This is a genomic window from Mesorhizobium sp. YR577 (assembly GCF_900116595.1).
In the GTDB taxonomy this organism is placed as follows: domain Bacteria; phylum Pseudomonadota; class Alphaproteobacteria; order Rhizobiales; family Rhizobiaceae; genus Mesorhizobium_M.
This window is the reverse complement of the sequence record NZ_FPBI01000013.1, coordinates 1-22,272: the sequence shown is the minus strand read 5'-3', so window position 1 is coordinate 22,272 and position 22,272 is coordinate 1. Positions and strand designations below refer to the sequence as shown.

The 22,272-nt window shown below is 61.8% G+C and carries 20 protein-coding genes and 3 pseudogenes; 7 read left to right on the top strand and 16 right to left on the bottom strand.

Annotated features, from left to right (window positions below; all coding sequences use genetic code 11):
* The 4 genes from BM413_RS19245 to BM413_RS19230 all read right to left on the bottom strand — a co-directional run bounded on the left by BM413_RS19245 (window position 1) and on the right by BM413_RS19230 (window position 4,715).
* Window positions 1–1,029, bottom strand: coding sequence for an ABC transporter permease (locus BM413_RS19245; RefSeq protein ID WP_091916013.1), 1,029 nt, complete (start codon window positions 1,027–1,029; stop codon window positions 1–3).
* Window positions 1,026–2,579 (bottom strand): sugar ABC transporter ATP-binding protein, encoded by a 1,554-nt coding sequence (locus tag BM413_RS19240; RefSeq protein ID WP_091916011.1) that lies wholly within the window; start codon window positions 2,577–2,579, stop codon window positions 1,026–1,028. Before BM413_RS19240 ends, BM413_RS19245 begins: the two co-directional genes overlap by 4 nt.
* A 69-nt stretch (window positions 2,580–2,648) precedes the next feature.
* Window positions 2,649–3,659, bottom strand: coding sequence for a substrate-binding domain-containing protein (locus BM413_RS19235; protein WP_091916009.1), 1,011 nt, complete (start codon window positions 3,657–3,659; stop codon window positions 2,649–2,651).
* A 24-nt stretch (window positions 3,660–3,683) separates the two neighbouring features.
* Window positions 3,684–4,715 (bottom strand): ABC transporter permease, encoded by a 1,032-nt coding sequence (locus BM413_RS19230; RefSeq protein WP_091916007.1) that lies wholly within the window; start codon window positions 4,713–4,715, stop codon window positions 3,684–3,686.
* A gap of 197 nt (window positions 4,716–4,912) precedes the next feature.
* Here BM413_RS19230 and BM413_RS19225 point away from each other — a divergent pair, with 197 nt between their 5' ends.
* Together BM413_RS19225 and BM413_RS19220 are read left to right on the top strand one after the other, a co-directional pair.
* Window positions 4,913–6,001, top strand: a complete 1,089-nt coding sequence (locus BM413_RS19225) for a LacI family DNA-binding transcriptional regulator (protein ID WP_091916005.1) — start codon at window positions 4,913–4,915, stop codon at window positions 5,999–6,001.
* 162 nt (window positions 6,002–6,163) lie between these two features.
* Window positions 6,164–7,225 carry an aldo/keto reductase gene (locus BM413_RS19220; protein WP_091916003.1) on the top strand — a complete coding sequence of 354 codons (1,062 nt, stop codon included), beginning with the start codon at window positions 6,164–6,166 and terminating at the stop codon, window positions 7,223–7,225.
* A 100-nt stretch (window positions 7,226–7,325) separates the two neighbouring features.
* On the opposite strand, the pseudogene BM413_RS33640 reads toward BM413_RS19220, so the two are convergent.
* Window positions 7,326–7,802: pseudogene (locus BM413_RS33640) on the bottom strand (ABC transporter ATP-binding protein); the annotation flags it as partial.
* Between the two features lie 186 nt (window positions 7,803–7,988).
* On the opposite strand from BM413_RS33640, the gene BM413_RS19210 reads away from it, so the two are divergent.
* The 3 genes from BM413_RS19210 to BM413_RS33630 all read left to right on the top strand — a co-directional run bounded on the left by BM413_RS19210 (window position 7,989) and on the right by BM413_RS33630 (window position 9,056).
* Entirely contained in the window at window positions 7,989–8,231 is a 243-nt protein-coding gene (locus BM413_RS19210; protein WP_091915998.1) for an HAD hydrolase-like protein, read from the top strand.
* A gap of 57 nt (window positions 8,232–8,288) precedes the next feature.
* Entirely contained in the window at window positions 8,289–8,570 is a 282-nt protein-coding gene (locus BM413_RS33635) for a MurR/RpiR family transcriptional regulator (protein ID WP_244537923.1), read from the top strand.
* 66 nt (window positions 8,571–8,636) lie between these two features.
* Window positions 8,637–9,056, top strand: a complete 420-nt coding sequence (locus BM413_RS33630) for an SIS domain-containing protein (RefSeq protein WP_244537922.1) — start codon at window positions 8,637–8,639, stop codon at window positions 9,054–9,056.
* A 70-nt stretch (window positions 9,057–9,126) separates the two neighbouring features.
* Here the strand turns inward: BM413_RS33630 and BM413_RS19200 are convergent, their stop codons facing one another.
* From BM413_RS19200 to BM413_RS19155, 10 genes are all read right to left on the bottom strand, one after another.
* A complete protein-coding gene (locus tag BM413_RS19200) occupies window positions 9,127–10,014 on the bottom strand; it encodes a sugar phosphate isomerase/epimerase family protein (protein WP_091915996.1) in 888 nt (295 codons plus the stop codon).
* The gene (locus BM413_RS19195) at window positions 10,011–11,720 is read right to left on the bottom strand and encodes a dihydroxyacetone kinase family protein (RefSeq protein ID WP_091915994.1); all 1,710 of its coding nucleotides are present in this window, start codon (window positions 11,718–11,720) and stop codon (window positions 10,011–10,013) included. Before BM413_RS19195 ends, BM413_RS19200 begins: the two co-directional genes overlap by 4 nt.
* A gap of 37 nt (window positions 11,721–11,757) precedes the next feature.
* Window positions 11,758–13,128 (bottom strand): FGGY-family carbohydrate kinase, encoded by a 1,371-nt coding sequence (locus tag BM413_RS19190; RefSeq protein WP_091915992.1) that lies wholly within the window; start codon window positions 13,126–13,128, stop codon window positions 11,758–11,760.
* A 9-nt stretch (window positions 13,129–13,137) separates the two neighbouring features.
* Window positions 13,138–13,932, bottom strand: a complete 795-nt coding sequence (locus BM413_RS19185; RefSeq protein ID WP_091915990.1) for a class I fructose-bisphosphate aldolase — start codon at window positions 13,930–13,932, stop codon at window positions 13,138–13,140.
* 44 nt (window positions 13,933–13,976) lie between these two features.
* Window positions 13,977–15,005, bottom strand: coding sequence for an alcohol dehydrogenase catalytic domain-containing protein (locus BM413_RS19180; protein ID WP_210188940.1), 1,029 nt, complete (start codon window positions 15,003–15,005; stop codon window positions 13,977–13,979).
* 117 nt (window positions 15,006–15,122) lie between these two features.
* Window positions 15,123–16,088 carry an ABC transporter permease gene (locus tag BM413_RS19175; protein ID WP_091915988.1) on the bottom strand — a complete coding sequence of 322 codons (966 nt, stop codon included), beginning with the start codon at window positions 16,086–16,088 and terminating at the stop codon, window positions 15,123–15,125.
* A gap of 18 nt (window positions 16,089–16,106) precedes the next feature.
* A complete protein-coding gene (locus BM413_RS19170; protein ID WP_091915986.1) occupies window positions 16,107–17,597 on the bottom strand; it encodes a sugar ABC transporter ATP-binding protein in 1,491 nt (496 codons plus the stop codon).
* A gap of 79 nt (window positions 17,598–17,676) precedes the next feature.
* Window positions 17,677–18,636, bottom strand: coding sequence for a substrate-binding domain-containing protein (locus tag BM413_RS19165; protein WP_091915983.1), 960 nt, complete (start codon window positions 18,634–18,636; stop codon window positions 17,677–17,679).
* A 269-nt stretch (window positions 18,637–18,905) separates the two neighbouring features.
* A complete protein-coding gene (locus tag BM413_RS19160) occupies window positions 18,906–19,673 on the bottom strand; it encodes an SDR family oxidoreductase (protein WP_091915981.1) in 768 nt (255 codons plus the stop codon).
* 114 nt (window positions 19,674–19,787) lie between these two features.
* Window positions 19,788–20,558 (bottom strand): GntR family transcriptional regulator, encoded by a 771-nt coding sequence (locus tag BM413_RS19155; protein WP_091915979.1) that lies wholly within the window; start codon window positions 20,556–20,558, stop codon window positions 19,788–19,790.
* Window positions 20,559–20,614: 56 nt separating this feature from the next.
* Between BM413_RS19155 and BM413_RS33625 the strand changes: the two are divergent.
* A pseudogene (locus tag BM413_RS33625) lies at window positions 20,615–20,713 on the top strand (RpiB/LacA/LacB family sugar-phosphate isomerase); the annotation flags it as partial.
* A gap of 102 nt (window positions 20,714–20,815) precedes the next feature.
* On the opposite strand, the pseudogene BM413_RS19145 reads toward BM413_RS33625, so the two are convergent.
* A pseudogene (locus BM413_RS19145) lies at window positions 20,816–21,377 on the bottom strand (TetR/AcrR family transcriptional regulator).
* On the opposite strand from BM413_RS19145, the gene BM413_RS19140 reads away from it, so the two are divergent.
* Window positions 21,357–22,127 carry an SDR family NAD(P)-dependent oxidoreductase gene (locus BM413_RS19140; protein ID WP_091916283.1) on the top strand — a complete coding sequence of 257 codons (771 nt, stop codon included), beginning with the start codon at window positions 21,357–21,359 and terminating at the stop codon, window positions 22,125–22,127. The pseudogene BM413_RS19145 and the gene BM413_RS19140 sit on opposite strands and share 21 nt — an antisense overlap.
* The last annotated feature ends 145 nt before the right edge of the window (window positions 22,128–22,272 follow it).

Genomic DNA, 22,272 nt, shown 5'->3' with positions numbered 1-22,272 from the left:
TTATTTCTTGCGCTGGCGCGTGACGAAGAAGGCGGCGGCAAGCAGGATGAAGCTGCCCACGACCAGCCGTTGCCAAGTGCTGGGTATACCGACCATGACCAGAACGCTGTTGATGACGACGATCAGAAGCACGCCGAGGATGGTACCAAGAACCGTGCCGGTGCCGCCGGTTATCCGCGCACCGCCGAGCACGACGGCAGCAATCACGTTGATTTCAGTTCCGACCAGGTCGAAGGGGTTGGCCTGCCGGTTTGCGCAGACATGGATGATGCCGGCAAGGCCAGCCAATGCCCCAGCATAGCCGAACAGGAAGACGTGCACGGTGCGCAAATTATAGCCCAGACGGCTTGCTATATTGGCATCGCCCCCGACCGCGAAGATCGCCCGCCCCATCAGGGTACGGTTCAGAATCCACCAGGTCACGAGCGCCGCAATCGGCAGGATCAGGAAGTAGACGGGCAGCGTTACGAGCGCGCCATTGGCGGATTCGAACTGGAAGAGCGGCATCCGGCCAAAGGCGCCCATCTGCGGCGGCAGCGACATAATCCACACCGTTCCGATGAAGGAGAGCAGGAAACCGCGGAACAGATATTGCGTGCCAATCGTGACGATCAGCGACGGAACCTTCAGGTGATGGACGAGCAGGCCGTTGATGATGCCGAGAAGCGCGCCGCCGGCGACTGCGATCAGCATGATTACCGCCATCGGCATGCCGGGGAAGTGGTTCAACACCAGCACCGTCAACGAATACATGGTGAAGGCGGCAATCGCCGTGAACGAGACGTCAATACCGCCAGCGGCCAATATGATGAAGACGCCTAGCGCGAAGAGGCCCATGACAACGCTTGCGCGGCCGATGTCGATGAGCGTCGAGGGCTGCAGGAAGGCGGGATTAACGATCGCGACGATCGCACAGATCGCGACCAGCAGCATGAAGGTGATCGATTCCGGCCTTCTGCGCACGAGTTCGCCCAGGCTGAAGGACCGGGATGTGTTTTCGGAGAGCCCGTCGATCCGTGAAGTGCTCATTGGACGGCCTCCAGTTCCGAGGTTAGCATGGCCTTGTAAACCTGGTCCTCGGTCGCCCGCTCTGCTTCGAATTCAGCGACGACACGGCCACTGTTCATGACCAGTATGCGATCGGCGTTCTGCAGCAACTCCGGCAGGTCGTCGCTGACGATGACAAGACCCATGCCGGCTTCGGCGAGAGACTGGATCGCACGATAGATCATGTCCTTGGAGCCGACGTCGACGCCAACCGTCGGACCGTGCAGCACGAGGAGTTTCGGCGCAATGCTGAGCCAACGGCCGATCAGCACGCGCTGCTGGTTGCCTCCGGAAAGAGCCCCGACCGGCAGGTCGAGGTTCTTCGTGTTGAGGCGCATCTCCTCGGAAAGGCGCGCGGCAATGGCACGACCCTTGTTCTTGTCGATGATGCCGAATGCGTTGCTGAGCCTAGTCAGGATCAGCGCGATCTCGTTCTCGAAGATCGACTTGTCGAGGAAAAGACCTTCGGCGAGGCGATCCTCCGGCACATAGCCGATGCCATGGCCAATCGCATCCGCAGGGCGGCGGATCGCAACCTTGCGCCCGTCAACCGAGATCGTGCCGCCGCTGGCGGGCTCAATGCCGGTGATGGCCATGGCAAGTTCGTTGCGGCCTGAATCCGCAAGCCCGGTGATCCCGAGGATTTCGCCCTTGCGGACCGTGAAGCTGATATCGTGCACACCGGGCGCCACGAGGCTGGACGCTGCGAAGAGTTCTGCCTCCGCCGGCTTGCCCGTCCGATAGCGTTCAGAACCGATCGATCGGCCGGTCATCAGCTCTGTGAGCTCCTTCTTCGTGTATTGCTCAATCAACCCCTGGGCCACGCACTGGCCGTCGCGAAAGACGATGGCATCGCCACCGATGCGGTAGCATTCATCGAGCTTGTGGGTCACGAACAGGACGGCAACGTTTTCAGAGCGGAGGCGCTCGACGACGCGAATGAGATTATCGACCTCCCGGCGGGTGAGCGACGTCGTCGGTTCGTCCATGATGACCAGCTTCGCCCGGGTGGCGATCGCACGGGCGATGGCGACAAGCTGGCGCGTGGCGAGCGGCAGGTCGGAAACGGTGGTACCGAGGAAAGCACGATCGGTCGGCAGGCTGACCATGGCAAGCGCCCTTTCGGCGGTCTGCCTGAGGCGGGAGCGGTCGAAGAGCCGTGCGAGGCGTCCGTTCGCGCCAACGAGCTGCTCGTTCAGCGCAACATTTTCGGCAACCGTCAGGTTCGGCAGAAGCGAGAGGTCCTGGTAGACGGTCTCGATGCCGGTGGCCAGCGACTGGATAGGCGAAAGCGAAGAGAAGGTCTGACCATCCAGCACGATCTCTCCGTCGCTCGGCTCCAGCGCTCCGGACATGATCTTAATCACCGTGCTCTTGCCGCAGCCGTTTTCGCCTAGCAGATGGTAGGCCTCGCCGAGTTCGAGCGTCAGGGATATGCCGCGAAGGGCATGCACGCCACCGAACCGTTTGTGGATGTTCCTGAGCTCCAGGAACGGGCCGGTGCCTTGCTCGCTGTGTTCTTTTGCCGACACGTCGGAATCCTTCGTGAACTGACGGACGGGGCGCTTTCGGATAGCGCCCCGTCCGGCCTGGGAGGGCTACTAGAACATGTGGTCCTTGTAGGTAGCCTTGTCGGCAAGGACCATGCCATTGCCGATGATCAGCAGGCCCTCACCCGCACCCTTTTTCACCGCTACCTTGTTGTAGCCTTCAACGCCGAGGTCCATGCCGTCCGTGAGTTCTTTCTTTTCGATAAGGAGCTTCGCGACGGCGTTCATCGCCATGCCGGCTTTCTGAGGATCCCAGAAACCGATTGCGGTGATCGCACCGGTTTCGAGCAGGTCGGCCGAGGGGTTCGGCAGGCCGGTGCCGACCAGGCAAATCTTGCCCGACAAACCGGCTTCGTCGATCGCCCGGCCGACACCGAGCACATCATTGCCCGCGGAAGTCTGGAAGCCCTTGATGTCCGGATGCTTGCGCAGGATCTCCTTGGCCTTCTCATAGGTGCCGTTGGCGTCGTCGAACGATTCATTGTTCGGATCGACGAGCTGCATGCCGGAGTATTTCTTGGCGTTCTCCTCGCCAGCGCCGACCCACTGCATGTGCGTCCGGCTGCCAAGCGAACCGACGAAGGTTGTCCACTTGCCTTCATTGTTCATGCATTTCGCAAGGCGTTCGTTGAGCGCTGCGCCATAGTCGGCATTGTCAAAGGCCTCGACGTCGGCTTGGGTATTGATCTGGTTGTCGGCCTCATGCGTCACCACCACGATGCCGCGTTCCATTGCGCGCTTGAGGGTGCCTTCCAGAACGGCCGGATCCATCGGCACGACAGCGAGTGCGCTGACACCCTTCGCAACGAGGTCCTGGATGATCTGAAGCTGCTGCGCGGAATCCGCAGTTGCCGGACCACTCTGGCTCGCGACAACATCCGGGTTCGCCTCAGCGAAAGCCTGCACGCCAGTGCTCATGCGGTCGAACCACGGGATACCGCTGATCTTCACCACGGTGGCGATGACAGGCTTATCTTGCGCCAGGAGCGCGCCGACCGAACCGGTGAGCATCGCTGCCGCAACTGCGGTGCCTGCCAGAAACTTCTTGGATAGCGTTTTCATTCTCTCCTCCACATTAGATATCCCTCAGTTGTCTTGCTTCGGCGCGTGAGGGACAGGCACCGAAGAAACCGTCTGGCGAATACCGGGGAACAGGAAGCCCGTGAGGTCGTATCGACCGACCGCCAGGAACGTGAGAAGCAGCAGGCCCCAGGCGAAGTCGCGCACGAAATTCGAGAGTCCGCCGAAGTTGAGAAGGCTGGACATCAGCTGCAGCGCCACCGCGCTCAGCACCACACAGACCACCCGTCCGTAGCCACCCTCGGGCTTCACCCCCGCCATGACCGCGATGAGGATCGCGATCAGCAGGTAGGAGCTGCCATAATCGAACTTCACATTGACGTTGCGCGCGGCGATGATGATGCCTGCCAGTCCGGAAAGCAGGCCACTGATCGCATAGGTCGCGACCAGAACGCCGGTCTTCGGGAAGCCGGCATAGACCGCGGCTTTGGGATTGGTGCCCATCAGCATCAACCACAGCCCGTAGGGCGTAAACTTCAGAACGGCCGCAATCAGGCCGGCTACGATCACGAAGAGCAGGAAGCTGATCGGCACTTCGAGAAACATGTCGTTGCCGATGCTGGAAAGCAGCGCCGGGCTGCCGACCATCACGGCCTTGCCACCTGAAACAACGATCGCGAGCCCCATGAACGCCATCTGCGTACCGAGCGTGCAAAGGATGGGAGTGATGTTCAGCTTCGAGATCAGAAGACCGTTGATCACGCCGCCCAGAAAGCCAATCGCCAATGCGCCGAAGATGAACGCCAGGCTGAAGGCTGCCTCGCTTTCCCCGCTCGAAATGAAGGCCGAGACGATCACGGCTGAAAGGACGCCGGAAAGGTTCGCAAGCGCGATACCGGAAAGGTCAATGCCGCCATTGCCGGCGCACATGGCAAGCATGACGCCAATGGCCAGCAGACCTATTTCCGGCAGCTGGCTCGCCATGGACTGGAGATTGAACAGCGAAAGAAAAGAGCCGCCGGAAATCACGGCGCCAAGAACCAGCAGCAGGCCATTGATCGCAACGAGCATGACCAGCTGCCCGCCGGCTTTCTGCATGGTCTCCTCCCATGTTTAGTAAACAAGCGCGAGCTTTAGTAAAGAGTTAGCAAAGCAAATTAGCCAACGCAAGCCCGTTATCGTTGAAACCTTCTTGTGAACGGTTTGGTTTTGGCCTACCTCTCGCGAGCCAAAGCGAATACGTTTACTAAACTTTCCTGCAGCCGCAGCATAAATTGGGGGCCATTCGGGTACGCATGAAGGGCAAGAAAACACGGACGATCCGGGACATTGCAGGTGCGGCAGGTGTATCGCCGGCCACGGTCTCGCTTGTCCTTAACGGAAAGGGTGACATTTCCGGCGTCACGCGGGCTCGTGTGCTCGAGGCAGTCGCAAGCCTCAACTACGTGCCGCGCGTATCGAAAAGCGGCTCAGAGCCGGGAGCGACACTGCGCTTCCTGAAAATCGCCAAGCATGGCCACACCGTGAACCGGGATCACAGCGTTTTCATCTCCGACTACATAGACGGCATGTCGGCCGAGGCCACACGGCGCAACTACACACTCGAAGTCGTGAGCTTCGAGGGGCAGCCGATCAGCACCGTGGCGGAGTCGCTTGCCGGGGCGCCCATAGCCGGCGTCATTGCCCTTGGCACGGAGCTCAGCGAGGCTGACATCCGCCTGATCCAGGGGCTGGGCCTTCCGACCGTATTCATCGACACGTTCTACCAAGTGGTCGACGCCAACTTCGTCGACATGAACAACGAGGATGCGGTGCACAAGGTGCTCTCCCGTTTTCAAAAGCAGGGCTACGAGCGCATCGGCTTCGTCGCCTCGCATGTCGACACGACCAATTTCCGGCTCAGGCGTGACGCCTTCTTCACCAACATGGCGCGGCTCGGCCTTAAGGTGCGCGAGGCTGACGTGCTGTCGGTGGAGTCGACATATGACGGTGCCTATGTCGATACCCGCGCGCTGCTCGAAGACGGCCTTGACCTTGCCGAATGCTATTTCTGCACCAATGACATTATTGCCTACGGTTTCATTCGGGCGCTCAAGGAGCACGGCGTCGCGATCCCCGATGACGTCTCGATCATCGGGTTCGACAACTTGCCGCAAAGCGCAACCATGGAGCCTGGACTGTCGACGATCGAAGTCTCCAAGCGCAAGATAGGCTATCTCGCCGTAACAATGCTCGACGACCTGATCAGCGCCGCAGAGCCACAGCCACCGGTGAAGATCCTGGTCGGTGCCGATCTGGTGCTGCGCGCAAGCCACGAGCGGGGCGCGACCCATCCCATCAGCCGCCGCGCCCCGAAAGTTGCGGCAAAGCTGCCTGCGGACTGAGTTGCGGGGTGGCGGAACGAGGAGGCGTTCCCATACCGCAGATCGCATTCATCCACAGCGCTGCCGATCTGGCCACGCGCTTCCGTCCACTCGCGGCCGAAGCGCTGCTGGGCGGAACCACCACGACAGACCATATCAAACCTATTCTCGGGAGTAAGAACCATGGAATACAGGACGCTAGGACGCTCCGGCCTCAAGGTCTCGGCCATCGCGATGGGCACCTTCTCGTTCGGTGGCGTCGGTGGCTTTTCCAAGGTCGCCAGCCAGGGCGTGAATGAGGCCAGGCGGCTTGTCGACATCTGCATCGACGGCGGCGTGAACCTCTTCGATACAGCCAACATGTATTCGCTGGGCCGTTCGGAGGAGATTCTTGGGGAGGCGCTGGGAGAAAAACGCAACCGCGTTCTCATTTCGTCGAAAGCGCGCATGCGCATCGGTGACGGGCCGAACGACGAAGGCACCTCACGCTACCATCTTATCCGGGAATGCGAACTGAGCCTGAAGCGGCTCGGAACCGACCACATCGACATCTATTTCATGCATGAGTGGGATGGGCTGACGCCGGTCGACGAAATGCTCTCGGCACTCGATACGTTGATGCAGCAAGGCAAGATCCGCTACATTGGCTGCTCGAACTATTCTGGCTGGCACATCATGAAAGCGCTGGGCGTCGCTGACGCAAAAAACCTGCCGCGTTTCGTCACCCAGCAAATCCACTACACGCTCGAGGCGCGCGAGGCTGAATACGAACTCCTGCCGATCTCGGTGGACCAGGGTCTCGGCGTCATGGTCTGGAGCCCGCTGGCCGCCGGATTGCTTTCAGGCGCCTTCACTCGCGACAGGGCGCCCGCCGAATCGCGCCAAGCCGCCGGCTGGACCGAGCCGCCGATCCGCGATGAGGAGCGGCTCTGGACGATTGTCGACGTATTGGAGGAAATCGCCAGAAACCGTGGCGTGTCGGTCGCCCAGGTCTCGCTCGCTTGGACGCTCTCGCGTCCGGCTGTTTCGACCCTCGTGGTCGGCGGCCTGAGCGAACAGCAGTTCAAGGAAAACATCGCAGCCGTCGACCTGAAACTCGGTGAAGAGGAGCTCAACAGGCTCAACATGGCGAGCCGCCCGGCCTACATCTATCCGTACTGGCACCAGCACAACTTTGCCCGCGATCGCTTCTGCCCGGGCGACTGGGCACTTCATGCTAGCCATGAGGATGTTGGGATGGTTTGACCGAGGCCCGCGGCGCGGGAGCTTTATTCCTAATGCCGGCGTTCAAAAGGCTTCCGCTGTATTCACGCTTCGCCTCATTCCGCCTCTGCCGGAACAGGGCTTAGGCAGCGAGTACCAGATGGCCGGGCGCGACTTCTGTGTATCGCTGTGCGGGCGGCATGTATCCCACCGGATGGATCGGTGACGGCAATTGCGTCAGTGCCGGAGCGGCGAGCCTTCGCACCGACGGATCGGGATTGGGTACGGCGGACAGCAGCGCACGCGTATAGTCGTGGCGCGGGTCTTCGAAGATCGCGGCGCGGGGACCGATTTCGACGATCCGGCCCATATACATCACCGCGACGCGGTGGCTCATGCGCTCCACCACGGCCATGTCGTGCGAGATGAAGAGATAGGAAAGGTTGACCACCTGCGCCTGGATCGAAACGTCGAGCGCCGAGACCGGCTCGTCGGCGACGATGATCTTCGGCGACAGGCTTAGCGCCCGCGCGATGCAGAGGCGTTGGCGTTGGCCGCCCGAGAACTCGTGCGGATAGCGGTCGAGCTGATCCTCGGACAGACCGACACGCCTGACCAGCCGGTGGGGATTTGTGCTGGACGAAAACAGGCCAGACATCGTGCTTGTGGCGCGAGATCGCTACTTCACCTAGCGCAAGCTGGCGCTGGCGGCGACGCCGTCGCGCGCGGTGCGCAGCTTTTCGTTGCCGCACCCGATCGCTCCCGTCCCGGCCCGCATGGCCAGCGGATACCGGAAACCGGGGCGTTGGCTGCCGCGATCCTTGCCGTCACCAGACCGGTGCCGCATAGGATCATAGGCAAGCCGGAACCCACCCTCTTCAAGATGGGTTGCAACCGACTGGAACTGGAGCCTTTGGATGTCACGATGATCGGGGATAATCCAGAGACGGGCGGGCTCGGCGCCCGGCGGCTCAGCATGCGTTTCATCCAGGTGCTTGACGGGCGCATTGGCAAGAAGAAGCCTGAGCTGCTGCTGGCTACGGGTTGAGGAGAAATTGCTTGGCACTCGATAAGGAAAACCCGGAAACTTCCAGTTTCGGCGGGGGTGCTCGACCGGCTGCATGCAATCCGCAGCACCTTGCCGCCAGCGGCCGGGCGCATCGCCGACTTCATCATCGCCAACGCCACCGAAGTGGTCCACATGTCGGCGACGGAAGTTGCCGAACGCACGGAGTCGAGCGAAGGAGGCGTGGTTGGCCTGTGCCTGCTGCTCGGCGCGCGGGGCTTCCAGCAGGTGAAAATCTCGCTGGCCAGCGATCTGGTACAGCCGGTGCAATTCATCCACGAGGACCTGACTAAGGCCGACAATACCGCCACAGTAATCTAAAAAATCTTCGCATCGGACCTGCAGGACACGCAGAAGGCGCTGGACGTGAGGGAATTGGAGCGTGCCGTGCAGGCCATCCGCAAGGCCAAGCGGGTGGAAGTGTTCGGCATCGGCAGCGCCGCACACATCGCAGAAGACACCAATTACCGGCTGCTGCGTATCGGTATCAATTCCCGCGCCAGCGTCGACAGCCATGTGCAGGCCATCACCGCTTCGCTCGCCGACAAGGATGTCGCGGTCATCACCATCTCGCATTCGGGCAGCACCGTGGAAACCCTCACCGCCACACGCCTCGCCAGGGAGACCGGGGCAACCACCATCGCCATCACCAATTTCGGCAAGTCGCCGCTATTGGCCCACACCGATATCGTGCTCAATACGCTGGCGAGAAAAACCCAGTTCCGCGTGGAAACCATGACCAGCCGCATCGCACAGCTGGCAATCGTTGACACGCTGATCCACCTGCCTGGCCTTGGCCGATTATGACCGGGCCATCGAAACCATCGGAAAGACCTTCGAGGTGCTTTCCACCAAACGGGTGTAGGTTTGGCTATGCTCAACCTGCAGATTGATCTCTGAGCAGAGCAATGCCGGCTTTCATGTCTGCCAGCACCACCTCATCGCGCTCTTCGAATGGGTAGATGATTTCAAGAAAATAGGTTTGCGTCGTCAATCCGCGGCGCTGCCAGAAATCCTCCAGCCGAGTGCGATCGATCACGCCTTCGCGCGTGAAATTCCAGTGCCGGTCGTAAAGGCCATCAGTCTGCTGGATGTGGAAGGAGTCGATAAAGGGCCCGACCAAATCCATCCAATGATCCATGTTGGCATCGTCGCCGAAGAGCGGGGTGAAGATCGCGTGGCCCCAGTCCACAAGGAGGCGAACCGGAATGTCGGTCTGGCCGTCGAGATCTGTCATCAGGCGCAGCGCATCTTCAGCCGACGACGGAAACTCGGTCTTGAGCGGTACTGGTTCGATCAGAATGTTGGAAAGCCCAGCGCGCTTGGCATGGCGCGACACCGCGACCATCGCTTCGAGCGCCTGCTTGTAGATCTCCTCGCGCCTTGTCGGGTCGACTGCGTCCTCGGCTGAGTAGGAGCCGAACGGCATGCCGGCAGCCCGCACGCCCATCGCCGCAGTAAGATCGATGGCGCGGATCAGATGCTGCTTGCCAAGGTCGCGCAGTTCAGGCGTCGGCGCCAGGAAGTGATTGTAGCTGTAGGAGGCCACCCCGCCGAAGGCACTATCGACGGAAATGCCAGCATCCTCGAAAGCCCGCGCATATTCGCGGGCGATCTTGTCGCGTGGCCCTTCCGGCCACCACGGATCGATCAAGTCCCAGGTGAACTGTATCTTGTTGAAGCCGAGTTCACGAACCACGGCAGCCATTTGCCGCCCGCCGAGCCATCGCTTGACCGCGAAACTGAGATTGAGCCCAAGCTTCATTCGTCGGCATCCTTTTTGGTCGAGAGGCTATCGGATATAGCGCGCAGCCAGATCGCGACGGCAACAGCGCCACCGTCCGGGACACCTACCGCACGCTCGCCGAGATAGCTGGCGCGACCGAGCCGTGGCCGCAGCGTTGCGGTATGCTCCGCTCCCTTCTCCGCAGCGTCTGCCGCTGCTTTTAGGGCATCGGCCGGCGAGCGCCCGGCCGATAGCGCATTTCGGAAGGCTACCGCAGCCGGCTCAAGCGCATCGACCATGGTGCGGTCGCCGAGCCTGGCACCGCCGAGTTCGGTGATGGCATTCACGGCTGCATCAAACGCATCGGCCAAGCGTGCCGGCGTAGCGTCGCCGCCGGCCAATTCGCGCGACGCCCGCAACAGCGCCGTGGCATAAAAAGGACCGGAGCTTCCGCCGATAGCCCGGCTCAGCGCATTGCCGATCTCGGCCAAGGCACCAGAAGGCGCGTTCCACGCCGTTTCCGGCAGAGCCCGGATCGCCAGTGCCGCACGCGCCATCGAGGCGCCGAGATCACCGTCGCCGGCGCGAGCGTCAAGATCGGTCAGCTTGTCTTCAGCCGCGATCAAGGCCTCGGCCGCCGCATGCGCCAGGCGCTTCGCGACGTCACCACCGGGCGCCGCTGCTACGGTCGCCATCCTGTCGGCCCGCGCGGCCATGACCGCCACAGGCATTGCATTGAGCTTGCCCTTGCCGGGCCAGGCGGGCGCATCGGTCGCGGCATCGAGCAAATCGAGCCTCGCATCGTCCACGGCCATCAGAGATAGCGACACACCCGGCATATCGAGCGCTGACAGGAAGGTGCCCGCCCAAGCTCGTTCGACCGCAATGCCGCGCGCTGCGAGAGCCTTCAATGCCGAACGCGCTACGATCGCCAGCTCCATCGGCGGGGTCGCCCCCAGGCCGTTGACGAGCAGGACCACGCGGCTACCCTCGGACAGCTCCCGGTCAGCAATTATTGCCGCGAGCAGTATCTCGACCAGTTCATCAGCCGAGCCCAGCGGAGCCTTCCTGACGCCCGGCTCGCCATGGATGCCGAGACCAAGCTCGACCTCGCCGGCCTCCAGCACGAAATTGGGTTTGCTGGCCGCAGGCAGTGTGCAGGGCCCAAGCGCCACGCCCATCGTGCCGATATCCTCGGCGGCCGAGCGCGCAAGGTCGGCGACCTCGGCCAACGACTTGCCGCGTGCTGCGGCGGCACCGGCGATCTTGTGCACCAGCACCGTTCCGGCAATGCCACGACGCCTGCTCTTTTCGACGGTGTCACGCAGTGCGACATCGTCGGCGACAACCGCGACCTCGACAGGAATGCCCTCGCCCCGCGCCAACTCGGCTGCCAGACCGAAGTTCAGGCGATCACCAGTGTAATTCTTCACGATCAGCAGGGCGCCCGCCGGCCCGGCGACTTCGCGGATGGCGTCCAGCACCGCGTCGGTAGACGGCGAGGTGAAAACATCGCCGGCGATCGCCGCCGTCAGCATGCCCTCTCCCACATAGCCGGCATGGGCCGGCTCGTGGCCGCTGCCACCGCCGGATAGAAGTGCGACCTGGCGTGCATTCCTGGCCGGCAGAGGTTGCCTGACGACGACGTTCTCGCGGTCGAGCAGCGCCTGGCCCGGGCTCGTTGCGACAGCGCCTTCCAGCATTTCGCGTACAACATGCAGCGGATCATTGATCAGTTTCTTCATTCGGTCCTCCCTTCAGCTGCCAGGCAGCCTTGTTTCTTCAGCGCAGCACACTGTTCAGTTGCTGCCGCCATTCACCGTAAGTATCGTTATAGGTCCTGGTCCATTCTTCCACAGGCTCGACGACCGTTCCCTGCACCGTCATGCGCGGCACAAAAGAACGTCCCGCACCTTCCGAGGCAAGAAGAGCTGCGCCAAAAGCCGTCAGCTCCTGCTCGTTCACGGTATGCACCGCTTCTCCGAACACCGAAGCGCGCAGTTGCACCAACGCACGCGAGCGGGCCCATCCGCCCGTCGCAAACAAAGGACCGTCAACGGCACCGGCCTTTGCCGCCGCTTCCAGCATGGCCCGTCCGTAGAAGCTGCAAGCTTCGAGCGCGGCGCGTTCGCCGATATGCTGGCTTGGTCCCTTGGCGGGCACAAGGATCGATTTCGAAGGCCGCCCCGGGAGCGTGGCAAACGCCAGCGTCTTGGCGAGCGCCTTTCGATCGATGCCGAAATTCTCCACCGCCATGGAGAATTCGAAGACGCCCAGGCAGGCAAAGCCTTTGCCGCCGCGCACCGGCGTGCCAAAGGCCAGCAGCGGCGACCGATCCTGCAATCGCCCAGTCGGCGCCTCGGCATAGATGAGATTGGCCGTACCCAGCGAGTCGACACGGCGCGACTGATCCTTGGCCAGGATCACCGCTGCGGCGATCGGATGATCGTGCCCGCCGGCAATGACAAGCGTATCCGCATCCGCTGCTCCACTGCCACGCAGGGCACCGTGGCGAACGGTGCCGACCACCGCTCCGGCAGCAAGCACCGGCGGCAGAGCAGGCGCGCCGGCTGCCGCAAGCAGGTTAGGAATGAAGGCGCGCGTCTTCAGGCTGTAGCAGGCCGTGCGAACCGCGAGCGTCTCGCTCATGAACGGTTCGGCGGTCCAGGCGACTGCCGGATAATCGGTAATGGCAACCCAGACCGCTGCGCGGTCTAGTTCAAGTGGGCGATGGCGGCGCAGCCAAAGCCATTTCGGTGCAGTGCGTGTTGGATCGATGTCGATCCCGGCTTCTTCGCAGTGCGTATTGCCGGCGCGCAGTTCCGCAGATTCTGCCTCCGCCCGAAAATCGAACCACGGAATGGCATGGCCGGTCGGCGCGAACGACGCGTCGAGACCAATGCCGTCCTCGCCGATCCCGGCGCAGGCAATGGCTGCGATCGGCTGTCCGCTGCCGACCGCGCGCCAGCCGCGCACGATCATTTCTTCGATGTGACGAAGCAATGCCAGCGCGTCGGTCACGGGACCGATCCCGTCCGACGCGCGCGGCGTTGCCACAGTGTCCAGCCACAGGGTGCGCCCTTCCGCGCCGTCGACCAACGCAACCTTGAGATTGGTCGTGCCGATATCGATGCCGCAGAAGAGATCGCCCATGGCTCGGTCTTACCAGTGACGGGTGTAGTTTTCGCGGGTGATCTTGGCCACCTCGCCTATCAGTTCGGCCGCCTCGGCTTCCGGGCGCTGCCAGATCTTTCGGCCGACAACGACGCCCTGTGCACCGGCAGAGATTGCATCCTTGATGTCCTTGATGGTCGATGCAGCATCGCCCGAGAGCGGACCGCCGGCAACGACGATCGGAATGTCCAGTTCATCGACCAGCTTGGCGGTCGCATCAGGGCCTGGGAAGGTGATCTTGATGATGTCAGCACCGAGGTCGTACCCGACGCGGGCAACCTCAAGTTCCTTCTCGATGATCTCGGGTGAGCGCGGCGTATTGAGGAACACCGGCTCGACCATGACCGGAATGTGCCACTTGGAAGCTTCGGAAACGACAGTGCCGATGCGCTGGCAGTAGAGCACCTTCTCCGCGTCGGTGACGTTCCAGGGCAAGAGCAGCTTGACGCAGTCTACGCCGAGCCGGGCTGCGTCCTCGACACTGGCAACCAGCGTGCCGGTGCCGGTTTCTACAGCCGAGGTCGGCCAGAACGCATCGATCGCCAGAACGCGAGCCATGGCCGGCGCCTTGGCCAGCATGACTTCGGACTGCTTGACGATACCGGTGGAGACCATGAAGCCGGTGACGTCTTCCTTCAGGAAGCGCTTCATCACCTTCACCGGAGCTTCCAGCGCCTCGACGCGACCCCATACCAGGCCATGGTCGATAGGAACGATGAGTGCTGCGCGATCGTCGCTGAAAATCCGGTTCATCCGGTAGTTGGTCGAGTAACGGTTAGCCACGGGTAACTCCTGTTGTGGGTCGTGTTGAAACGGTCTTGGGAGGTTCAGTCGAAGATGAGCTGGGTCTTGATCGCGCGGCCATCGGCCATGCTGTCGACGGCGGCAGCGAAATCCCAGATGTTGAAAGGCTCGCCAATCAGTGTTTCCGCCTCTTTCCTGAGGTCGGGCATCAGTTCGGCAGCGGCGGCGAACTTGTCGGCCAACGAGTTGGAGCCGACGATCGTGATCTCCTGCTCGTAGACGTTGAACGGGTTGATCGGCACGGTGACGCCCACGTCGTGGACGCCGACCTGGACCAGCGTGCCGGTCTTGTCGACGCAGGTGAGTGCCTGTCTCAACGCGGGGACAGCGCCCGCCGCCTCAAACACCACGTCGAACAACTCCTCGCCAAGTGCCGTGGGGTCGACCGCCTTGTCGATCCCGATGCTGGTTGCGATGGCGCGCTTGGTGGCGACGGGATCGGCCAGCGTAATTTCGCCTGCCCCCATCTTTCGTGAAGCCAGCGCGATCAGCATTCCCATCGTGCCGCCGCCGAGCACGAGGACGCGGCGATCACGCAACCGGCCAGCAGTCTCGACCGCATGAATCGCGCAGGCCAGCGGTTCGATCAGCGCGGCAACGCCAGCGCCGATCTTCTCGTTGACGGTGAAGGCATTTTTGGCCGGAACCGCCACATATTCTGCTGCCGCACCGGCGCGGCCAACCCCTATCGGGCTGAGGTGAAGGCACAAATTGGGCCGGCCGGCCCGGCACCAGCGGCACTCGCCGCAGACCACGTTCGGATCAACCGCGACGAAGTCGCCTTCGCGAACGCCATTCATACCCCGCCCGACAGCGACCACATGGCCCGAGAACTCATGGCCCGGCGTGACCGGATAGCAAGTGCCGGGGAAACCGTGACGCAGGATGTGCAAATCCGTGCCGCAGATGCCGCAGGCGCGCGGGCGCACCAGGATCTCGCCCTGCTTGAGCGCAGGCACCCGCGCCTCGATCACATCGATGGCGTGATCCTCGGTGATGCGGATCGCCCGCATGGTTTTTGCACCATCGAAAAGCGTGTCGAGTGCGGTCATCCGTTTTTCCTTCCATTCCGTCCGGCGTTAGGCATTGTGTCCGTATTGTACGTACATGATGTGACGCGACTGGTCTCTGTGGCTGCCGAAAGATACATCCTGGGTTCCTCGGCGACGCTAGCGCTTGCGCCGCAGCAGATCGATGAGAATGGCGACGAGCACCACCACGCCCACGATGACGCGCTGCCAGTAGCCGGAAATATTGAGGAGCACGATGCCGTTGCCCAGCACTGCCATGAGCAGCGCACCGGCAACTGTGCCGGAGATCGTACCCTGGCCGCCGCGCAGCGACACGCCACCGATGATCGACGCAGTGATCGCAGGCATCAGCCAACCTTCGCCGACAGATGGCTGGCCGGAATCCAGGCGACTGGCGTAGAGGATGCCGGCGAGCGCAGCCAGCATACCCGACAGGCCAAACACCAACATCTCGATGCGCTTGACCGGAATGCCGACCAGAACAGCTGCAGGGCGATTGCCGCCGATTGCATAGATGTTGCGGCCGAAGCGAGTACGGTTGAGCACGAAAGCAAGGACAATCGCGAGAAGGATGAAGATTAGGACGGGCACCGGGATGCCGAAGATGTCGCCCTTGCCAAACCAACCGAACACAGGTCCCAGAGGCCGGATCGGGTTACCTTGGGTTATCACCAGCGTGGCACCGGCGAATATCTCCCAGGAGGCCAGCGTGACGATGAACGGGTTAAGCCGTGCATAGGCGACGAGCGCCCCGTTGATCGTGCCGAGCGCGAAGCCAAACATGCAGGTTAGCGGAATGACGAGATAGGGATGCACGCCGAGCGAGGTCAAAAGCAGCGCGCCGAAGATAGCGGACAAGCCGGCTCCCGCGCCGACCGACAAATCGATACCGCCTATCAGCAGCACCAGCGTCTGGCCGAGCGCAATGATGCCGACGAAGGAGGCCTGCCGGATCACCACAGTCATATTGTAACTGGTTGCGAAGGTGTCGACCGACAGCGTCAGGAAGACGCATAAGAGCAAAAGTGCTGCCACGATGCCGATGGCCTCGAAGCGGCCTATCATGCTCGATATTCTTGCGAAATTACTTTGCGATTGGCTCATGTGATTTCGGTTCCCGGATCAGCTCATCGCGACGGCAAGCAGGCTTTCCTGCGTCGCGCCTTCGGTCGGCACGATGCCGCGCACCTTCCCCTCGTGCATCAGCACGACACGGTCGGATACATCGATGATTTCTTGGAGTTCGGACGATATATAGACGACCGACAGACCGCCCTGCGCCAGTTCGCGCAGCAGTTTCTGGATTTCGCGCTTGGCGTTGACGTCGATGCCGCGCGTCGGCTCGTCGAGAATGAGGATGCGGCAGTGGCTCATCAACCAGCGCGACAAGATCGCCTTCTGCTGGTTGCCGCCGGACAGGTTTGAGATCAGCTGGTGCGGCGAGTTCGCCTTGATCGGGATGCTGCGGATATATTCCTCCGCCGCGCCGACAACCTTCAGCCAGCTTATACCTGTCCAGTTCGCGAAAGCGCCGAGGTTCGGCATTGCGATGTTCTCAGCCACGCTCAGCTGCGGAAAGATGCCATCATGCTTGCGCTCTTCGGGCAGATAGACCAGCCCGGCGCGGATCGCATCGGCGGGCGCGGAGAAATTCACGACCTTGCCGAACACCTCGACCCGCCCGGCGCCCCGCGGCTTGTCGCCGAACAAACAGCGCGCCATTTCGGAACGGCCAGAACCGATCAGCCCGCCAATGGCGAGGATCTCGCCGCGCTTCAGGTCGAACGAGATGTTGTCGAACTCGTCGCGGCGGCTCAGGCCCTCGACTTTCAAGACGATCTCGTCAGAAATTTTCGCCGGGATCTGGTGACGCAGATCGAGGTCGGCGACTTCACGGCCGGCCATGGCCTGGATCATTTCGTCCTTGCTGGTCCTTGCCGGGTCCAGCTCGGTCACGAACCGTCCATCCCGCAGCACGGTGATGCGGTCGGAGAGTTCCAGGATCTCACCAAGCCGGTGAGAGATGTAGAGGATCAGGCCACCCTCGCCGCGGAATCGCTTGATGAAATCAAAGAGACGGGCCGATTCCTTCAGCGTCAGCGCGGCGGTCGGCTCGTCGAAGATCAGCAGGCGCGCGCCGGTTGCGGTGGCGCGCGCGATCTGCACGAGCTGCTGCTGAGCAACGGTCACGTCGCCTGCCCTGGCATCCGGATCGATGTCGGGGTCGAGCGCTTGCAGATGCTTGATGGCCTCAGTGCGCGTAGCCTTCCAGCTGACGACACCGCCACTCGCAAGCTGGCGCCCCAGCATCACGTTCTCGGCGACGGAAAGGGCGGAAGCGAGCAGGATTTCCTGCGGCGCGATGGCGATGCCCGCGTGCTGGGCTTCCATGGGAGAGCCGAAACGCACGGTCTTGCCGTCCACGCGTATCTCGCCGCTGCTGACAGAATGGTTGCCGCAAATGATGTTCATCAGCGTCGACTTGCCGGCACCATTCTCGCCGATCACGGCGTGGACTTCGCCAGCTTTGGCGGTCAACGATACGTCGCGAAGGGCGACGACCGAACCGAAGGCCTTCGAAACGTTGCGAACTTCGAGCTGAGAGACGAGCATTGAACTACCAGAGGTCATTCAGATCAGACCGGCCGGGGCATCGACCCCGGCCGGCCGCTCCTGGGAGAAGCGAACAGGATTAATTCGAAAAGGTTTCCTTGGTCATCACAACCGAACCGGTTGGGTGATCCATCGGAATGGTGTGGTTCTGGTTCATGGCGACGAGATACTTCACAGCCCAGTATCCGATTTCCCACTGACGCTGCGACTTCACGCCGACAACGACACCATCCTTGATCAGTTGAACGGTTTCCGGCAAGGCGTCCATGCCGACGACGAGAGTCTTGCCCGTCATGTTGGCCGCCTGGACCGCACGGCCTGCGCCAATCGGAGCCGAAGCATTGGCGCCAAACATGCCGGCAAGATCCGGATTGGCCTGCAATGCGTTCTCGGTCAGCGTGACCGCGGTTTCCAGGCTGTCATTGTCAGGCTGTTCGAAGACGATCTGGATATCGGGATGCTTCTTGGCCATCTCGTCCTTGAAACCGACGACACGCGCGACGTGGTTCGGCGCCGTCAGGCTGCCAGAAAGAATACCGACCTTGCCCTTGCCGCCGAGCTTGTCTGCCAGGAAGTTCGCGAGATCGCGACCATCCTGCTCATCGAGCCTGTGGCCGACAAACGGATATTTCGGGTCGCAGGCAGTGTCGAAAGTGATCACGTTGAGCTTGTTTGCGATCGCTTCATCGATCAGCGAGATATTCGTCGCAGGGTCGAGGCAGGATACGGCGAGGCCGTCCGGCGCGCGGCCAATATCGGTTTCGATGCGGCGGTTGTGCTCGTCAACATCAGCCTGGGGCGGAGCGTCCCATACATACGCGATGTCGATGCCGGCCTTCTTGTATTCCTCCACGGCGAACTTCACGCCATTCTCCAGCTCTTCGTACCAGGGATGGATGAGCTTCGGGATGAAGATGAAGGTGAGCTTCTTGTCGATCGGTTTCACCAGATCGACCTGCTTGTATTCCTGCGCCTGCGCGCCAAAGGCGAGACCGGCAGCGAGCAACGCCGCAGTGACACCCGTTTTCCAGTTTAGCATAGTTCCTCCATTTGGGCGCCGAATGCGCCTTGAGACCACAGCATTAAATCGGGCGAAGCCTGCGGGCACGCGCGGGCCAAGGGGCCGTCCCGGACAAAGCCGGCCGCGCGTCTTGATGCTGCACTCCTCCACCACAAGCCGGACCTGAGCACCCAGCCGAACCTCCCGCCGGCTGTTGTCCATCTTGTAGGTACAATACCTACCAGACGTACGCTAAACCCGCAAGCATGACTCAACAATTTTGTGACTCTGTAGAATTCGGCTGCCCATCACCAGACAATGAAGCCGCCATCGACGATCAAATCGATGCCGGTGACGAAGGAGGACGCCTGGGATGCCAGAAACACGGCCGGGCCGATCATCTCATCCGGGCTCGCGGAGCGCTGCATCGGGGTGTCGCCTTCGAAGATCTTCATCTGGTCGGCGACCTCAGGGCGGATGTTCATCGGCGTGCGAGTGTAGCCCGGGCTAATGACATTGACGCGGATGCCGCGGTCGGCCCATTCCATGGCAAGGCTCTTCGACATCTGTATCACGGCCGACTTGGACGAATTGTAATGGACCTGGTTGATGCCCCGATTGACGATGGTGCCCGAGATCGACGCGATGTTGATGATCGTGCCCTTGCCTCGAGGCAGCATCACCCGGCCTTCGGCTTGGCAGCTCAGGAAGACACCAACGACGTTGACATCATAGAGGCGGTGCCATTGTTCGAGGGTAAGGTTCTCGGCCTTCTCGGCAAACGCAACGCCAGCGTTGTTGACTGCTACCGTGATCGGGCCGAGTTCAGCCTCCACCCGGTCGATTGCGCGATCGATGTCGTCCTTCTCGGTCACCGACCCGCTCACCACCAGGGCCCGGCGACCCATGGCGGTGATCTTTCTGGCCGTTTCAGCGAGTCCACTCGCTTTGCTGTCGCGACCAAACAGCGCGACGTCGGCTCCCGCCTCGGCCATGCCCAGTGCAATGCTCTGGCCGATGCCGCTTCCCGCCCCGGTCACGAAGGCGATATCGCCGTTGAGTTCAAAGAGTTTCATGCTTTCCTCCAGATAAAAGACGCGACCGTTTCTTCCGCCGAACCAGATTGGTCGGGCGGCCTTACCGGCCAGATATGAAATTTGGACACCTCGCCTGCGCGAAGCGCCGCAAGGTCAGCCGTCGGCGGCCTTCGCCACGACGCTCACCTTCACCACGTCGCTGCGTAGCCACGAGGTGTAGTAATCGAACACGCGTTCATCCGGCCCCCAGGATTCCGAGGTGACCAGCAGCAGCGGCGCACCGCGCTTGACACCAAGCCGCTCTGCCTGCTCCTCGCTTGCAGCGACCGCCTCGACATTACGGCGCGCGCCGTAGACCCGGTAGCCCGCCTCGCGCAGCACCTTGTTGAGGGAGCCACGATTCTGCATGACCTCGCTGGCTTCCACGATGGGCTTCAGGTCCGGCAGCAGATAGTTGATTGAATACATAGCCATCTTGCCGTCGAGACGACGCTCGCGACGCAGCTCATAAACCTTCTCGCCAGCGGCCAGGCCAAGCGATTCGCCAACCTCACGCGGCGCTGGGCGCAGATCCGAGAACAGAACCCGCGTTTCCACGCTCTCGTGCTCATGGTCGACCTTGCCCTCGAAGAAGCCTTCCGCCACCTGCAATAGCCAACCGGACGACTTGGGGCTAGCCACGAAGGCACCGCGACGCGGCACCATCCTGACGATGCCGCGATCCTGCAGGCTGCGAAGCGTTTCGCGCACCGTCGAGCGAGCCAGATCAAAGCTGCGGCAAAGTTCGGTTTCACTGGGTAACCGGTCGCCAGGACCGAACTGCCCCGACTCGATTTGCGTTTCCACAAGCCTCGAAAGCTGGAGATAGTAAGGTTCAGGTGAGGATCGATCGATCCTTCCAGTGATTCCGACGGATTCGTGCATGGTTTTGTCCGCTATGTAGGTACAAAATCACTAACACCTCTTCTCGTTCCGATCAATCGGCAAACAAGGTCAAGGGCATCCGCGCCGCCGTCTGCCACGACGTCCATTCGGCGCACCAGTCGGTCGAGCACGACGACGTGAATGTCATATTCGTACTGCCGCACGAAGAGCCGCCGTTGACGGACTTTAAGCGGCCATCGCCCTTCTTAAGCGACGGGGCGAGTTGAAAGCAAAGTCGGCTTGCCACCTGAGATCACCTAGCTGGCAGACGCGTGGCTGATCCCAGCATCGATCCAGGGCCCGCGTCTGTTCCAAGACCTCATCTGAAAGCGCAGGATCGTCGATCGCGCGGGCAAGAATCACTGCCCCCATCGCCGCCCAGCTTCCGATTGCCGCACAACGCCTGTCGGCCGGGCTTATCCCTGGGAGCGCCTCGCTGATGCGGTCAATCTGTAATCGAAGACCTTCCGTCATGGCCACGCGTGCCGCCGCCGTCTGGTGGCGGATGTCCGCGGCCAGACCTGCCGTTGGACAACCATCGGCGGTGTTATCGCGATGCAGGGGCGAAAGGTAGGCATCGAGATAGGCGCAAAGATCGTCCCGTCCGCCCGTGTACGGGGCAAGGGCATGGGCAAGCGTCTGAGCGACCAGGTCGTCCTTCGAGCCAAAATGGCCATAGAAACCACCATGGGTGAGGCCTGCAGCCTTCATCACTTCGACGACAGTGACCGTCTGAAAACCCTTCTCGCGGAAGAGCCGGCTGGCTGCATCCAGGATCCGGCGACGGTTCTCCGCCATCTGCTCTCGACTGACCCTCATTTCAAAATTCCCACCGGTGGCACTTATGCGGAGCGCTTTGCCCGCCGCGGCCACGACCTTGTGCTGGCTGCCCGTGACCGGGCACGATTGGAGGCTTTGGCCACCCGTCTGCGCCAGGAAAGCGGCGTGACTGTCGATATCCTGCAGGCAGATCTCACCAAGTCCGGCGATCTGGCAGCGGTAGAGACGCGACTTCGCGACGACCAGCGTATCGGGATCCTTGTCAACAATGCTGGGGCGGGGCTTGCAGGCGACTTCGAGGAGCAGCCGAGCGACGACATCGAGCGCCTTGTCACTCTCAATACCACCGCAGTCGTCCGGCTCGCCAACGCCGTTGCGGCGCGCTTCGTGAAAGCCGGCCAAGGAGCCATCATCAACATCGGCTCCGTGGTCGGCCTGGCGCCGGAGTTCGACATGACGGTCTACGGGGCGACCAAGGCGTTCGTCTTGTTCCTGTCTCAGGGGCTGAACTTCGAACTCGCTCCGAAAGGTGTTTACGTGCAGGCGGTGCTTCCCGCTGCAACCCGCACCGAAATCTGGGAGCGTGCAGGCGCCGACATCAATGCGCTGCCTGCTATGATGGAAGTCGGCGAACTGGTGGATGCCGCCCTTGTCGGCTTTGACCGCCGCGAAGCCGTGACCATTCCTCCGCTTCACGATGCCGGGCAGTGGGACGCCTATCAGGCTGCGCGACAGCTCCCGGGATTTTCCCAGATCCACGCGGCAGAGCGCTATCACACCGCCGCCTGAACCGTATAGACCTGACGACCAGAACACCCCAAAGCCAACGAAAGCTGTATCATGACCAACCCTACGCTGTTCGAGCCCTACATCCTGGGCTCACTCACCCTTTCCAATCGCATCGTCATGGCGCCCCTGACGCGCAATCGTGCCG